Here is a 14452-nt window from a genome sequence, read left to right as displayed (position 1 = left end):
ATAATCCAATATTAACAAATATAGACCATTTTAATCTATATTTAAAGATGTTTAATAAAATAAAGCCTATTATATTTAAATAATAGGCTTCACTTCTTATCTTTTATCTAGCTTTTAATTCTGATTGAACTAACCATTTGTGATTATTGATCATCATTCCAGTTTTACTATCTTTAAAGTTAACTGCATAGGCTGGTCCTTGGTTTACTGAAACTATCTTACCTTTAGCACCTTTCATACCAACCATATGATCAGCTTTAACCGTAATATTTTCACCAGATTTAAGTGCACCCTTAGCACTTAATTCCTTAGCAACAACCCATTTATGATTCTTAACTTCTTTGCCGCCATTAGTTGGTTTAAAATTAATCTTGTATAATTTAGTCTTGTATACACCAGCAACAGTTGCTTTAGTATTCTTCATACCAGCCATATGATTAGCTTTAAGAGTTACCTTTTCACCTACATGGTATTTAGCATGAGTATCTTTTTTAAGACCCTTTGGCATCTTAGAATTCATATTCATCTTTAAACCGTCCATAGTCATATCCATATTCATATGTGTTGATTTCTTCTTATCAGACATATGAATTGATGACATGCTATCTTTATGAGTAGATGAGGCGTTGGCTCCTACTCCTGTAAAAATGAATAGTGACAATGCAGCCATTGATGTTGCAGCAAATACTTTTGACATTTTCATTATAAAGGCTCCCTAAAAATATTTGGTAAGATATAATCTTACTTGATTAAATATATTATCATAGAAAAAAATATATTCATACATATTGGCTCATAATTAATAATATAACTTAATAGATATCATTATTAAATTACGTTATCATGGAGTTAAATGTTGATAAGGAAGGGATATTTATGAATTTTAAAAAAAATGTAGCTGCAGTTTTAACTGGAATTACATTAGCTTCAATTCCAGCTATGTCAGCTAGTGCTAATGGCATGCCTAAAAATAATTCTAATTATTGGAATCAAAATAGATACATAAAAGTTAATAAAAACGTATCTGCAAATGAAAAACAAGTTAAAAATAATACCATTCAAAATAAAACTATTAAAAAAATGAATATTAAAAAAGGGACAGTGTTGGTTGTTAGTCGTATTAAAAACAATCACAATCAATGGATTTTACAAGGTATTAAAGGAAGTAAAAATTCAATTTGGGTTACTAATCAAAAGAATACTAATTGGATGAGCAAATATACTCCTAAGAAAGTAAATAATAATCCTAAGTTAGTTAAAATTAGTAAAAATACAGCTATGATTGAAAAAGAAGTTAAGAATAATACCATTCAAAGTAAAACTATCAAAAGTTCAACCTTAAAAAAAGGATCAATTGTTTATACTAGACAATTAGGCGAAAATGAATGGCTAGTTTATGGCAATAATTTACCAGGCAATTCAAAGAATGGTGCTTGGATTGTTAATAATAAAAATACTAATTGGATGAGTAAGTATACACCTAAGAAGATCGATAATAGTCCAAAATTGGTAAAAACTACTAAACAAACTAATATTGTCGCTAAAGAAGTCAAAAATAACACGATTCAAAATAAAACTGTCAAAAAAGCTAATTTGAAAAAGGGATCAATTGTATATTCTAGACAACTAGGTGAAAATGAATGGTTAATTTATGGTAATAACTTACCCGCTTCTTCAAAAAACACTGCTTGGATTATTAATGATACAAATGCTAAATGGATGAGTAAGTATACACCTAAGCCAATTGATAATAGAGCTAAAGTTGTAAGCTTAACTACTGATATATCAATCAATGAAAAAGCGGTTAAAAATAATACCATTCAAAATAATCAAATTAAGAGTGATAAGTTAAAAGCTGGGTCAATCGTATACACAAGACAAATTGGTGAAAACGAATGGTTATTATATGGTCATAGTCTACCTGCAACTTCTCAAAATGGTGCTTGGATTACTAATCAGAAAGACACTAGTTGGATGAAGAAAGCTCCAGTAGTTAAATCAAATTATTCAAGTGTTGAATCAGGTAACATTAGCAAAGATAACTATATTGGTGCATATTTACCAACAAGTATCGTTGGTAATAACAAAAAGGTATTAATTAAAGCTGGACAAAAAGTTCAAGTTAAAAAAATAGACAATAATACTGAATCAATTAGATTTAACGGTCAGGAATTCACATTATCAGTTGGTAATGGTGGATTTGCTACTAGAAATAATGCTTATCCTATACAAAATGGTAAGAGTATTCAATCAACATTTGCACCTAACAATGTTGATGCAGTAGTCCTAGCTGGTTATAAGCCAGAAAATGGTTCTCAATGGTATCAAAGTTTAGGTAATGGTCAATTTAAATACTTTACCTATTCATCACAAGATAATGGATGGGTGTACTTAGGTACCCACTAAAATTTAAATATAAAAAATAGACAAGATGATTTTTGAATCATCTTGTCTATTTTTTATTTATTCAGCTTCACCAATTGCTCCAGCTATATCATCATTAGAAAAATCATGTTTCATAAATTCTTCATCATTAACTGGTAATTGTTGATCTAAATTATCTAATACTTGAGCTGAAACTTCACCATTATCAGTTGAGAAGTCTAATAAATGGCCACCCATTGATAAATCATCTGCAATAAAGTGTAAATGAAAGCCACCAACAGCTGATCCATTAAATAGTTGTGGTGAATAGTATCCCATAACTGTTCCGGTAACTTTTTCACCATTAAATTCATGTTGCTTACGTGCACAATCAACTAACTTAGGATATGGTCTTGATTGTTTATAAACTGATCTAGTTTTAATTTGATCAAAAGTTCCATGCAATTTAATTGAGAAGAAAGTATTTTGCCAATCTTTCATCCCCATAACTTTTTCTTCCAGTTTGGATGGTGTTAATGTTTCATTAACATCAAAAAGATGCTTATAATCAGCAAAATGAACATCAGCAAATGGCACTGTAAAGTCACTATCTAGCTTATTAACATTGCCTTCCCCATCGATCTGATATGGAGTACCGTCTTTAATGACTAATTCACCATCTAAGCCATCACCAGTTCCGATACCGGTATCACCATGTTTTAATAAATCGCTTAATTTTAATGTTCCTTTAAATAAGCCAGGAACTAATAAAGCCAAAGTCCCATATTGATATAAAGTATTTGTTTTAGCCATTTTAAAATTCTCCTTTTCATTTGTTTACTAATATATTGTAGTACATATAATGAAATTTTAAATAAAAAAGACCTTACTCAAAATTGGCAAAGCCTTTTATAAAATTACTTTAAAAATTTTAAGCTTTCACGATTAAAGTCTTCCAAGTCATCTGGAGTACGACTAGTTACTAACTTGTGTTTATCGTCTACGACTACTGATTGATCTAATACTTCAGCACCAGCATAGAATAAATCGTATCTAACTGTAGTATATGCAGTTAATTTTAATTCACTACTTAATCCAGTTTGAATAAAGAATTGAGGTCCATGACAAATTGCAAATACTGGCTTATTAGCCATCAAAAACTTTTTAACAAATTCTACATAGCGATCATCCCCACGTAAAACTTCAGGAGAATTTCCACCAGGTAATAACAATGCGTCATAATTATCAAAATCTACATCATCAATTGACAAATCAACGGTTTGAGTATCACCGTGTTCACCTTTAATTTCATTACCTGCTTTAGCTTCAACAATATCAACAGTGTTGCCAGCTTCTTCAAAAGCCTTTTTAGGTGAAGTTAATTCTGAATCTTCATATCCACTAGTAACAATAGTAGCAATCTTACTCATATTAAATTCCTCCTAATTAAATCTTTGTATTAGATTATATCTTATAAAATATAATTATAAATTACAAATAAAAAGCTTAAGAATAACGCCAAATCATTGATAATAAACAATATTTTTTATTATAATTAAGATAATGAATATATAGGAGATATTATTTATGAAAAAAGTTATTAAGATTATGCTTACTGCATTTACTTGCTTATTAATTTTAAGTGCTTGTGGTAAAAAACAACAAACGAGTGAAAACAAAAAGCCTTTAAATGTTCCATCATTAGCTAGTGCTTTTGATACTAGTGGTATTTCTTTGCAAAAATATAATGGCATTAAAGTAACTAGCAATCAATTAAAGGGTGGAGATTCTAAAGCTAAAGTAATGAAATCTTTGGGTAAACCAATACGTACGTCAGATACTAAATTAACTAATAACCAAACTGCAAAAGAATATACTTGGCAATTAGGTAATGATGCTAAAATTAAATATATTTTCGCTATTGTTTATAAAGACAAGATTTTAAGTAAAGGTTATCAACAAAATACTTCATCTAAAATCGTCAAAAAGCAACAAATTATTAAACTAAGCAAGAATAGTAATTATAAAGATGTAATTAATGAATTAGGAAGTCCTTTAGCCGAAGAAATTTCAGATGGTGTTCAATTCTTAACCTATCAGACCGATAAAAATGGAAATGCTTATAATTTAACATTTAAAGACAACAAGTTAAGTAACAAAATGGCTAGTCAATTGAACAAATAAAATAAATCTTCACACTATTAAAATGGTGTGAAGATTTTTAAATATCAACATAGTTGTCAAATTGCAATGCTTGAAATTTTTTAAGTAATTCATCATTACTCATCTTAGACAATTTGGTCATGAATTCATGATCGTAATTATCCATTAAATCGTCAAAATATAATTTAATTTGCTTAGGGTCTAAGCTTTGATACATTTTTACTTTATCCTCTGGTTTCCTCAAATCATAATTATAATTTTTTGCAAATTTTTTAATATACCATGCGCCCTTAATCTTCGCTTGATAAATTTTGATTTGTTCGTCCGTTAAATTCATTTAGTTTTCACCCTCTATATTTTAATTATATAAAAATATCTAAACAAATAAAAGACACTAGCTGAATCACTAGTGCCTTTTATTTATTTTTGTCCACGCTTATAAGAGTCATTAAAAACTTTAAAATCATGATCATGTAAATCATTTGCAGCATCAGCTAACCAATTAGTATTTCTTAGAAGAGCTCGCCCTTCCATAATTAAATCTGCTTGATTATTTTGCAAAATGTATTCACATAGTCCTGGATTATCCAATAATCCAACTGTGGAAACTGGAATTTTAACTGCTTGTTTAATTTGACTAGCAAATTTAGTTTGATAACCATCATGAACGGGGAAATCCGGTGCATCATCAGTTAATCCACCAGTTGATACATCAATCAAATTAATGCCATCAGCCTCCAACCAACGACTAACTTGTTGCCATTCTGACATTGTATTTTGTGTTCCAGTAGTATCATAATCACTCAGTGATAGTCTAATCCAAACTGGTCCTTCATAATTATCTTTAACAGCATCAATAACTTCTTGTACAATCCGGTAGCGATTTTCTAAACTACCCCCATATTCATCATTACGTTTATTAGCAACCGCAGATAAAAATTGATGTAATAAATAGCCATGAGCTCCATGAATTTCGACCATATCAACACCAGCATCATTAGCTCGTTTAGCAGCTTGACCAAACTTTTTAACAATTTGATGAATTTGTGAAACTTCTAATTCTTCAGGAATCCGATAATTGTCACTAAAATCAAATGAACTAGGTGCAACTGGATGTTTTGCATCACTAGCTTTACGACCAGCATGATTTAATTGAACCCCTATTTTACTACCTAAATAGTGAATAGAATCCACTAGTTCTTTAAATTTATTAGCTTGTTCATCATTCCATAAACCTAAATCATTTTTAGTAATACGACCTTCAGGATCAACCGCAGTTGATTCGGTAATAATTAAGCCAACTTGACCAATTGCACGCATCCCATAATGAGCAAAATGAAATGGGGTTAAAATACCATCTTCATTTTTGACTTCATACATACACATTGGCGACATCGCAACGCGATTTTTCAAATCCAGTCCACCAATGTTAGCTTTAGATAATAATAAAGACATTTATAAAACACTCCCTCGAATTTATTAACTAGTTTAGAATTGTATTAGCTATTTTAAATTATGTAAAATAAAAACACTCAACAATGAGTGCTAATTTAAGGAATTTAATGCATTGGTAAAACAATGCATCGAACAATTAATCTCTCCCTTAATGATTTTTAATTTATGATTCACATAATTTGAATCAATCTCATGGTCATTAGATTTTAAATAATTAGTTAAATTATCAATATCCGAAATAACGTTACTTTTTTCATTTTTACTATCAAAGGCATTCATCATATGAGAACGGGTTCTTTTAAGATTATTTAAAGTTTTTTGAACATCTACTGGATTCAATATAATCACCTCAAATTATTAATTTGCATCTTATTTAGTTGATTTTAAATTTTTTCTAACTAATAATAAATTAATAGCGGCCAAAATAGTGGTAGCAATAAAAACACCACGATAACCACCGATTAAGACTACTGCTGATCCAATCATTGGACCCGAAACATTTCCCGCTGCTTGAAAGCTCTGATTCCAACTAAAAACCTGACTGATTCTTTCTTTTGGACTATATTTAGCCAACATTGCTTGAACGGTTGGTAACAGTGCCGCATCCGAAATTCCAACTAAGAATCTTAATGCCCCTAATTGCCAAATATTTTGTGCAAAGGTCGTTAAAAAGAATGTAAAAATTGAAAATAGAATTCCAAATTTCAAGATTTGGTGTGAACCAATTTTGTCACCTAATTTTCCAAAAAATGGTGCAATCGAAATCATTGCGACTCCATTCAATGCTTGAATAACACCTGCTGTTAAAGCAATATTACTTGAATTGGGATCCAATTGTTTTACATATAAACTTAGAATTGGTGAGATGGAGTTATTTGTTGCTTGAATAAACAATGTCGTTAAAAACATTCCAAATAAAATTTGTGCAGTTGGAATACCATTCAAAAAGTGTGGTTGCTTTTCCCCTTTTTCATGATGAACTGGAGTAAAGTTTTCATGAACAAAGAAAACACTCAATAAAAAAGCCATCATCATTGCAATTCCAGTAATCGTAAACGTATAACGATAGCCAAATAAATCAGCAATTAAACCACCAATCATTGGACCGATGAGGGTTCCAGAAACATTTCCTGTTGATAGTTTTCCAGATGCATGGCCAACTTTACTTTTAGGTGTTTCTGCAGCTACTAATGCATTGGCGTTACTAATGTATCCAGAGAAAACCCCTTGTAATAATCTTAAAACGATTAACTGCCAAGCACTCGTAACTAAACTCATTGAACCAATGACAATTGCCATTCCAAATGATGCTCTTAAAAGCATCGGCTTTCGACCATATTTATCAGCTAAGTATCCCCATAATGGTGAAACAATCATTTTAACAATAAATGGAGCAGCAAACGCCATTCCACTATATATCGATGTTTCAGTCGCATTATAATGACCTAACTGACCGATAAAAAGTGCAATAAACGGACTGATGCAACTAAAACCAATCCCTGCAATAAAGTTTCCAAACCACAAAACATTTAAATTTTGCTTCCAGTTAACTGTTTTAGAAACCAATATAATATTCATCTCCTATATATAATTTAAAAATTGTAACACTAATAAATAGCTTTAAAAAGTTATTTTATTTATATTTATGGTTTAAAATGAGGTTAGGCATTAAGGGGGAAACCAGATGATTTTTATTGGATTGATCTTGTTACTTTTAATATCAATTGGTTTATTTAGGATTTCATATAAGTTCAACCACACTAGTATAATTAATGGATGCTTTATACTGTTAATATTTTTATTGATAATTTTAAATATTGGTTACTGCCTATTGAAAATAAACTTTCCAATCATACATATTATTTTGTTTATTATATTTGATTCATTATTTGTTATTTTAGCAACTATTTATTTTATTCATGCAATTGTATTAATCATTAATGGTTTAGTAGTTTGGCGCCGAGAAAGTCACCAGTTGGCCAATATTATTACACTCACTTTAGGACTAGGAATGATTTTTTATCCATTAGTGAATCATTTTATATTTAAATTATTACCTGATCCAATTGATATTATTATCGAAAGAATTACTGAATTTGACTTAATCTATATAATTAGCGCTTTTATCGCATTTTCTATTTCGGTATTAATTTGCAATTATTATAAACCAAAGTTAGATAAAGATTATATAATTGTTCTAGGCGCCGGATTAATTCATGGTGATAAAGTAGGACCCATTTTAGCCGCTAGAATTGATAAAGCAATCAATATTTATTGGAAACAAATTGAAACTAGTAACAAGCACCCATTAATTATTTTTTCTGGAGGACAAGGGCCTGATGAAACAGTTCCTGAAGGATTTGCAATGTGTAAATATGCAACTAAACATGGTGTAATTGAAAATGATATAACGGCGGAAGAACAATCCATTAATACAATGACTAACTTCAAATTATCCAAAAAAATAATTGAACGTAAAAATTTTAAAATCGATCATGGTATTTTTGTATCAAGTAATTACCACATTTATCGTGCTAATAAATATGCAAAAATTGCTGGATTGAATATCAAAGGGATTGGTTCTAAAACTAAATTGATTGCATTCCCCAATGCAATTTTACGTGAGTTTTTTGCTATTTTACTAAACCACAAAATTTTTAATGTATTAATTGGAATTCTAATTTTAATAATTACAGTATATTTAAATATATAAAAAAACTATCTATAAATTTATATGATGTGAACCCTTAAATCGAAACAACTATTTATTTTCTAGGAGGTAAAGTTTCCGATATTCTTTCGGAGCTTTACCTCCTAGTTTTGTTTTAATTCTATAATTATTATAATATTTAATCCATTTTTTCATCGCTTTAATTAATGAAGACTTTGTTTCATAATGATTACTCATAATTTCTATTTTCATGATATGAAAGAATGATTCCATTTGTGCATTATCTAGACATGTCCCTTTACGGGACATGGATTGAAAGATGTGATTATTCTTTAATAATTTTTGCCATTTATTATTTTGATACTGAAAGCCTTGATCACTATGGACGGTGGTTCTATAGCTTAATTTTGGTAATTTTTTAATCAATTCTTTCATTGGCTTAATAGTAAAGTCGACATTTGGATGTTCGCTAATGGAAAAATTTAATATTTCATCAGAAAATAGATCCATAATTGGTGATAAATAAACCCTGTGATTTATATCTTGATTACCATATCTAAATTCACTGACGTCAGTTGTTAATTTTTGATAAGGACGATCAGTTTTAAATTTTCTATGAATCCTATTTTTGGCTATATGTCCAACTTGTCCAATATAAGAATTATATTTTCTTCTTTTTTTGTTATATTGATTGGTCGTTAAATTTAATGTTTTCATTATCCTTAATACTTTTTTATGATTAACAACTACGTTGTTATTTCTTAAAGCTAAGGTTAAACGGCGATACCCATAATTAGGATTAAAATGCTTTATTTTAGTGATCATCTTTTTTAAGTTATCATCTTTATCATCTTCTTTGAAATGTCGATAATAATAACTTCTACTTATACCGATACTTTTTAAAATGAATGATATAGAAAATCTTTTAAAGAAAGTAATCAATTTCTTTATGTGATCCATAGTAGATCCACATTCTTGTTTTATTTGTTCATAACGATAATTGATTAGATAATAATTAACTTTTTCTCTTAATGACTTGTTAGGTGATTTAATTTTAGTTTTATTTGATTTCATTTTTTTAGGGCCACGATTAGTGTATAATCCAGTTAGGCCTTTAGTCTCCAATCTTCGCTCCCAAGCAAAGATGGTACTTGGGGCTGATATGTTGAAGAAAAGTGCTGTTTCTGGATACGAACTGTGGTTAGTGTGCATCCAATGCAGCACTTTTCGTTTATAATATCCAGAATATACTTTGATTGGGTGCCTGACAATTAATCCTTTAATGCCGAAGGCATTATACATATGAATCCAATTTAAAATAGTTGTTCTGCTTTTAATATTATATTTTTTAGCAAGACTAGTAGAACCAATTCCTGCTGAAAAATATTCTTTAACTATTTTTTTCTTTAACTCAAAACTAAATTTTGTCATACAAAAACCCCTAAAGTGTTGTTTCACTTTAGGGGTTCACTTCAATAGATAGTTTTTTATTATTTCGATATAATATAATCCAATAATTGATACATAATTTTTTTATTTTCTTTGGGAACTGGATGATTAATAATATCACCAGCTGTCTGATTTAAAGCATTATCACAAGCATAATCACCATCATTGATAACAATTTCCCTTAAATCTGTTTGCATTGGTTCAAAATGAAATTGAAGTCCAATAATTCGATGGTTCATCACAAAACCTTGATTCTTCATTAAATCACTAGAAAAAAGTAATTGTGATTGATTTGGTACTTCAAACATTTCACCATGCCAATGTAAGGCTGTCATCTTTTTAGGTAATCCAGCAATTACATCAGTCTGTGTGTAAACTGGTGCCCAGCCCACTTCTTTAACTGGTGATGCTGATATCCGATAACCTAAAGCTTTGGCAATTTGTTGCGAACCAAAACAAGCACCATAAATTGGAATGTTTTTAGCAATTGCTTGATGAATTAATTGGCGTTCTTTTTTAACCCAATCAATATCATCATTAGCACTCATCGGGCCACCTAAAATAACTAACATATCAGTTTCATCAATCGTTGGTAACTTATTAAAAAAAGCAGGATGATAAATATACATATCATGGTCATGATCTTCAGCCCATGCTCTAATAGCCCCAGGGCCTTCGTTCGGAGTATGTTGTAAAACATTAATACGCAAATAGATTACCTTCTTATTCAATTAATAACAACAGTATAACGCTAAATAATTATATTAAAATAAAAATCAAATAAATTATTAATATTATTGTATAGAAAATAATGTAATAATGTTTCTCATTAATAGTTAAATCAGCATAACATTTTGAAGGCTTAACATATAACTGAGCTATAAAAAGAATTAATACGATCATTGATAGAAATATATTTAAAAAAATTCCCTTTTTATATGCCACAGCCATAATTATAATCATCAAAAAAGTCAAAATATTAATTAAATTAAATTTAAAAGTTGAAACTTTCATAATTATACATTCCTCAAATTAACGTCACTAAAAGTGACCATTTTATATAATTTAAATCAACTTAAAATTTTCGGAATGCCACTTAAATGACCGAAGTAATAACGTGCATGGTTAAAATCAGTAAATAAATTATTAATTTGATTATCCATCACGATTTTCCCCAATCATTTTGTTCTCTATATAAAATATAATTTAACCAATCAACAATTGCAATTTAAGTATCTTTACATATTATTTTTTTCTAATTTTTTTAATTTCTCTTCACTTTTAAACATATGATCATCAAAATGTTCAATTTTAAATTCCAAATGATCAATTGCATATTGAATATCATCACGTTTTTCTCTCATAATTTCAACTTGTTGTTTTAGTAAATCTTTTTGTTGTTCAAGATTATCTTCTTGCGAATCAAATAATTGAATATATTTCAATAATGACTCAATGCTCATCCCAGCAGCTCGCATCGTTTTGGCAAAATTAATTCGACGAATAATTCTTTCATCAATGTCACGAACACCGGAATCATTGCGATCATGAAGTGAACCTCTGATTTTTATAAAGCGCTTTTTTAATAAAAAAAATAGTTTATAAATTTTAGTAATATCAATATTGGTATATAATAAAAGCATAATTTATTGTTAAGAAGGCCTCGTAATGAAAAAAATAATCACTGCTTTAATGCTACTATCTACATTTGCAATGGTATCTATAATAAGTAATTGTGATGTACACGCAAGCACTAATCCTATTAAAATTAATAAAATAACTAATGAAAATAAGAATAGTATTGCAACTATTTATGCTGATAATAACGAAAATGTTTATACAAAAGATTTTAAAAAAGTTCTTCAACCTGCCAATATTTATAATTATCAAAAAGTTCTTACTGGAAAAACTTTTCATGTGAAAATAAATGGTAAGTATAAAATTTATCAAGCAATTTATCAGCATAAAAGATTTATCGGTTGTATTTGGCATAATGCCATTAATATAGATAAAAATAAAACATTTTCTTTTAGGGCATCAACAACTTTTAGAAAATTAATTAATGTCTATCGAAAAAATAAAGGACTTGCAAAAATTAAATTTAGCCATCATTTAACATATCAAGCAAATCAAATTGCTCAGAATGTTGATAATAATTTTCTACCCAAAAATAATAACAATCAAATAATTTACTATGCGAATAATAAGGAAACTTATATGCCATCTTCTTTTAGTTATTTGGCATTTAAAGATTTAGTTTACTTTGATCAAAATAATGGATGGCAAAATCGCGATATGCTAAGTAGCAATGTCCAAACACACATGGGAATTTCAGCAGTTAAAAGTCCCCTTCATATAGGTAATCATAATGACTTAAACAACTATTATTTAGTTATTTTAGTAAAAAAGGATAAATATTTTTAATAGTATCTTTACAAATAATAAAATATAATTAATTCATTAAGTATTTTGGAGGTTAATCATATGTCATTTAAACTTAGAGCAATTGAAAGCAAAGATTTAAAAAAAGTTCATAAATTATTTAATAATCCATTTAATATGAAATTCTGGTTTGCAGAACCATATTTACCAATGGAAAAACTACAAGCAAAATTTAATCATGATTTAGATGATAATAGTTCGCGTAGTTTCGCTATAACCCACGATGAAAAATTTGCTGGAATCATTGAATTGGTAGATATTGATTTAATATCTCAAAATGCTGAAATTCAGATTATTATTGATAGTGAATTTCGTGGCTTAAAATTGGCTCAAAAAGCTTTCAAAGCATGTATGGAATATGGTTTCAATACTTTAAATCTACACAAAATTTATTTAAATGTTGATGTAGAAAATGCACCTGCAGTTAATGTTTATAAAAAAATGGGCTTCAATATTGAAGGTACTTTAAAAGATCAATACTTTGCTGATGGTGATTTTCGTGATTGTTACTTCATGGGAATCTTAAAAAATAACTTTAATAAATAATAAAAGAGCTAACGATTAATCGTTAGCTCTTTTTAGTTGGTGACAATAAAATTGCAAAGTTTATAAGTGCCAATACTTTTCTTAAAAATGATAATATACTCAAATGATCTGCAAAAACAGAAATAATAACTAATAAAGAAAATATTAGTAAGAAATAATATCCATTGATTCCAGCATCACGATATCTTCTAACCATAAGTGATAGAGTCGGTAGAATTACTATTACTAAGTATATCAAAAATATCCAAACAGGAATCAAAATTATTCTGTTACCATGGCTTACCATAACTAATAAAACTGTAAGGATTAAAATTCCAACATTTAATAAATAAGTAAACAAAAAGTCTTTGAGGTTAGTTCTTCCCTTGTAGTTAAAGGTGTTTTTTATAAAACTAGCATATGAATGGCGCAATTACTTATCTCCTTTACTTTTTACTTGGTAATAATTTAATAACAAAATCAGCAATTAAAAGCAATGAAACAATTGGGCTCAAATAACTAGCAAAATTATTTTCAAAAGTAATAATAACTGTAATCAAAAATGGCAGTATATTAGTTAAAACAAACCACCATGCTGAAATACCCGTATCACGATATCTTCTAATAATAAGGTTGATGCTTGGAATAAAAATAAGAAACTGATAAATACATAGTCCTATAATTACATAAAATAAACTAAATAATAAATCATCAGCACCCGTAATTGCAGAGTAAATAGTAAAAATAATTATCGAAATTATAAAGCGAATAATAATATTAATTAAAAATACCCACCAATATTCGGAACGAGTACTTTTACCATGTAATTGAAAGTATTTTTTAAAAAACAATGCATATGCTTCAAAAAAACCAACCATATTTAACCCTCCTAGAATATAGTAAGATCATAATTAACATTTATAATAAAAGCAATTAAAATATTTATTTATTTTTACTAGGTAAAATTGTAATAATAATGTTAACTAAGGCAAATATTAAAACAATAATTGTACTTGTGACATCTTTGAAATTATAAATAACAGCTATAATTGTTGGTACCAAAGAAGTTAATAATAACCACCATGGCGATACCCCTGCATCACGATAACGTCTAAACAATAAAGAAATACTTGGAATCAAAGTAGATAATCCATATAAACCTACTAACATAATAACGGCAAATCCATAAAATATTAAACTCATTCCTGAATGAGTTTTGGATGCAAAAAAAGCAATTAATAATGCAAACCCAATTATTTCCAATAGAAGTGAAATTAGGAAATTCATTAACTGTACCCACCAATATTCAGCACGTGTACTTTTACCAGTAAACTTAACATAGTTTTTAAAAAAAAGCTTATAGGCTTCAAACATTCCGACCAT

18 protein-coding genes are annotated in these 14452 nt (G+C 28.5%); 5 read left to right on the top strand and 13 right to left on the bottom strand.

The genetic code is table 11. The features are described from left to right. Nucleotides 1-103: 103 nt before the first annotated feature. Nucleotides 104-703, bottom strand: a complete 600-nt coding sequence (locus MOO46_RS06525; RefSeq protein WP_249510873.1) for a YdhK family protein — start codon at nucleotides 701-703, stop codon at nucleotides 104-106. A gap of 173 nt (nucleotides 704-876) precedes the next feature. On the opposite strand from MOO46_RS06525, the gene MOO46_RS06520 reads away from it, so the two are divergent. After that, the gene (locus MOO46_RS06520) at nucleotides 877-2406 is read left to right on the top strand and encodes a hypothetical protein (RefSeq protein ID WP_249510872.1); all 1530 of its coding nucleotides are present in this window, start codon (nucleotides 877-879) and stop codon (nucleotides 2404-2406) included. Nucleotides 2407-2463: 57 nt separating this feature from the next. Here MOO46_RS06520 and budA read toward each other — a convergent pair whose 3' ends face one another. Further along, nucleotides 2464-3177 carry an acetolactate decarboxylase gene (budA, locus tag MOO46_RS06515; RefSeq protein WP_249510871.1) on the bottom strand — a complete coding sequence of 238 codons (714 nt, stop codon included), beginning with the start codon at nucleotides 3175-3177 and terminating at the stop codon, nucleotides 2464-2466. Between the two features lie 104 nt (nucleotides 3178-3281). Continuing rightward, on the bottom strand, nucleotides 3282-3794 hold the full coding sequence (locus tag MOO46_RS06510) for a type 1 glutamine amidotransferase domain-containing protein (RefSeq protein WP_249510870.1): 513 nt from the start codon (nucleotides 3792-3794) through the stop codon (nucleotides 3282-3284). Nucleotides 3795-3951: 157 nt separating this feature from the next. Between MOO46_RS06510 and MOO46_RS06505 the strand changes: the two genes are divergently transcribed. Next, the gene (locus MOO46_RS06505) at nucleotides 3952-4548 is read left to right on the top strand and encodes a DUF3862 domain-containing protein (RefSeq protein WP_249510869.1); all 597 of its coding nucleotides are present in this window, start codon (nucleotides 3952-3954) and stop codon (nucleotides 4546-4548) included. A 37-nt stretch (nucleotides 4549-4585) separates the two neighbouring features. Here MOO46_RS06505 and MOO46_RS06500 read toward each other — a convergent pair whose 3' ends face one another. The 4 genes from MOO46_RS06500 to MOO46_RS06485 all read right to left on the bottom strand — a co-directional run bounded on the left by MOO46_RS06500 (nucleotide 4586) and on the right by MOO46_RS06485 (nucleotide 7548). Further along, on the bottom strand, nucleotides 4586-4864 hold the full coding sequence (locus MOO46_RS06500) for a hypothetical protein (protein ID WP_249510868.1): 279 nt from the start codon (nucleotides 4862-4864) through the stop codon (nucleotides 4586-4588). Between the two features lie 83 nt (nucleotides 4865-4947). Next, nucleotides 4948-5982, bottom strand: a complete 1035-nt coding sequence (locus tag MOO46_RS06495; protein ID WP_249510867.1) for an NADH:flavin oxidoreductase/NADH oxidase — start codon at nucleotides 5980-5982, stop codon at nucleotides 4948-4950. A gap of 90 nt (nucleotides 5983-6072) precedes the next feature. Next, nucleotides 6073-6321: a hypothetical protein gene (locus MOO46_RS06490; RefSeq protein ID WP_249510866.1), complete on the bottom strand. Its 249-nt coding sequence runs from the start codon at nucleotides 6319-6321 to the stop codon at nucleotides 6073-6075. Between the two features lie 30 nt (nucleotides 6322-6351). Next, a complete protein-coding gene (locus MOO46_RS06485) occupies nucleotides 6352-7548 on the bottom strand; it encodes a multidrug efflux MFS transporter (RefSeq protein ID WP_249510865.1) in 1197 nt (398 codons plus the stop codon). A gap of 265 nt (nucleotides 7549-7813) precedes the next feature. Between MOO46_RS06485 and MOO46_RS06480 the strand changes: the two genes are divergently transcribed. Next, complete coding sequence (locus MOO46_RS06480; RefSeq protein ID WP_249510864.1) at nucleotides 7814-8695, top strand: YdcF family protein; 882 nt, start codon at nucleotides 7814-7816, stop codon at nucleotides 8693-8695. 48 nt (nucleotides 8696-8743) lie between these two features. Here MOO46_RS06480 and MOO46_RS06475 read toward each other — a convergent pair whose 3' ends face one another. From MOO46_RS06475 to MOO46_RS06465, 3 genes are all read right to left on the bottom strand, one after another. Then, nucleotides 8744-10084: an IS3 family transposase gene (locus MOO46_RS06475; RefSeq protein WP_249510559.1), complete on the bottom strand. Its 1341-nt coding sequence runs from the start codon at nucleotides 10082-10084 to the stop codon at nucleotides 8744-8746. 59 nt (nucleotides 10085-10143) lie between these two features. Next, nucleotides 10144-10812 (bottom strand): type 1 glutamine amidotransferase, encoded by a 669-nt coding sequence (locus MOO46_RS06470; RefSeq protein WP_249510863.1) that lies wholly within the window; start codon nucleotides 10810-10812, stop codon nucleotides 10144-10146. Between the two features lie 528 nt (nucleotides 10813-11340). Beyond that, nucleotides 11341-11745, bottom strand: a complete 405-nt coding sequence (locus MOO46_RS06465) for a MerR family transcriptional regulator (RefSeq protein ID WP_249510862.1) — start codon at nucleotides 11743-11745, stop codon at nucleotides 11341-11343. Nucleotides 11746-11770: 25 nt separating this feature from the next. Between MOO46_RS06465 and MOO46_RS06460 the strand changes: the two genes are divergently transcribed. Beyond that, nucleotides 11771-12526, top strand: a complete 756-nt coding sequence (locus tag MOO46_RS06460; protein ID WP_249510861.1) for a CAP domain-containing protein — start codon at nucleotides 11771-11773, stop codon at nucleotides 12524-12526. Nucleotides 12527-12586: 60 nt separating this feature from the next. After that, on the top strand, nucleotides 12587-13090 hold the full coding sequence (locus MOO46_RS06455) for a GNAT family N-acetyltransferase (protein ID WP_249510860.1): 504 nt from the start codon (nucleotides 12587-12589) through the stop codon (nucleotides 13088-13090). A gap of 22 nt (nucleotides 13091-13112) precedes the next feature. Here MOO46_RS06455 and MOO46_RS06450 read toward each other — a convergent pair whose 3' ends face one another. From MOO46_RS06450 to MOO46_RS06440, 3 genes are all read right to left on the bottom strand, one after another. Next, a complete protein-coding gene (locus tag MOO46_RS06450; RefSeq protein WP_249510859.1) occupies nucleotides 13113-13502 on the bottom strand; it encodes a DUF805 domain-containing protein in 390 nt (129 codons plus the stop codon). A gap of 13 nt (nucleotides 13503-13515) precedes the next feature. After that, nucleotides 13516-13947, bottom strand: coding sequence for a DUF805 domain-containing protein (locus MOO46_RS06445; RefSeq protein WP_249510858.1), 432 nt, complete (start codon nucleotides 13945-13947; stop codon nucleotides 13516-13518). Between the two features lie 64 nt (nucleotides 13948-14011). Then, nucleotides 14012-14452: a DUF805 domain-containing protein gene (locus tag MOO46_RS06440; protein WP_249510857.1), complete on the bottom strand. Its 441-nt coding sequence runs from the start codon at nucleotides 14450-14452 to the stop codon at nucleotides 14012-14014.

The sequence above is a fragment of the Apilactobacillus apisilvae genome (assembly GCF_023380225.1).
GTDB lineage: Bacteria > Bacillota > Bacilli > Lactobacillales > Lactobacillaceae > Apilactobacillus > Apilactobacillus apisilvae.
Note: the sequence above shows the minus strand (reverse complement) of the source record. Positions and strands in the feature narration are given on the sequence as shown.

Coding starts and splice junctions, on each gene's coding strand:
- MOO46_RS06525 (WP_249510873.1), bottom strand. CDS start 703: ATGAAAATGTCAAAAGTATTTGCTGCAACATCAATGGCTGCATTGTCA.
- MOO46_RS06520 (WP_249510872.1), top strand. CDS start 877: ATGAATTTTAAAAAAAATGTAGCTGCAGTTTTAACTGGAATTACATTA.
- budA (WP_249510871.1), bottom strand. CDS start 3,177: ATGGCTAAAACAAATACTTTATATCAATATGGGACTTTGGCTTTATTA.
- MOO46_RS06510 (WP_249510870.1), bottom strand. CDS start 3,794: ATGAGTAAGATTGCTACTATTGTTACTAGTGGATATGAAGATTCAGAA.
- MOO46_RS06505 (WP_249510869.1), top strand. CDS start 3,952: ATGAAAAAAGTTATTAAGATTATGCTTACTGCATTTACTTGCTTATTA.
- MOO46_RS06500 (WP_249510868.1), bottom strand. CDS start 4,864: ATGAATTTAACGGACGAACAAATCAAAATTTATCAAGCGAAGATTAAG.
- MOO46_RS06495 (WP_249510867.1), bottom strand. CDS start 5,982: ATGTCTTTATTATTATCTAAAGCTAACATTGGTGGACTGGATTTGAAA.
- MOO46_RS06475 (WP_249510559.1), bottom strand. CDS start 10,084: ATGACAAAATTTAGTTTTGAGTTAAAGAAAAAAATAGTTAAAGAATAT.
- MOO46_RS06465 (WP_249510862.1), bottom strand. CDS start 11,745: ATGCTTTTATTATATACCAATATTGATATTACTAAAATTTATAAACTA.
- MOO46_RS06460 (WP_249510861.1), top strand. CDS start 11,771: ATGAAAAAAATAATCACTGCTTTAATGCTACTATCTACATTTGCAATG.
- MOO46_RS06455 (WP_249510860.1), top strand. CDS start 12,587: ATGTCATTTAAACTTAGAGCAATTGAAAGCAAAGATTTAAAAAAAGTT.
- MOO46_RS06445 (WP_249510858.1), bottom strand. CDS start 13,947: ATGGTTGGTTTTTTTGAAGCATATGCATTGTTTTTTAAAAAATACTTT.
- MOO46_RS06440 (WP_249510857.1), bottom strand. CDS start 14,452: ATGGTCGGAATGTTTGAAGCCTATAAGCTTTTTTTTAAAAACTATGTT.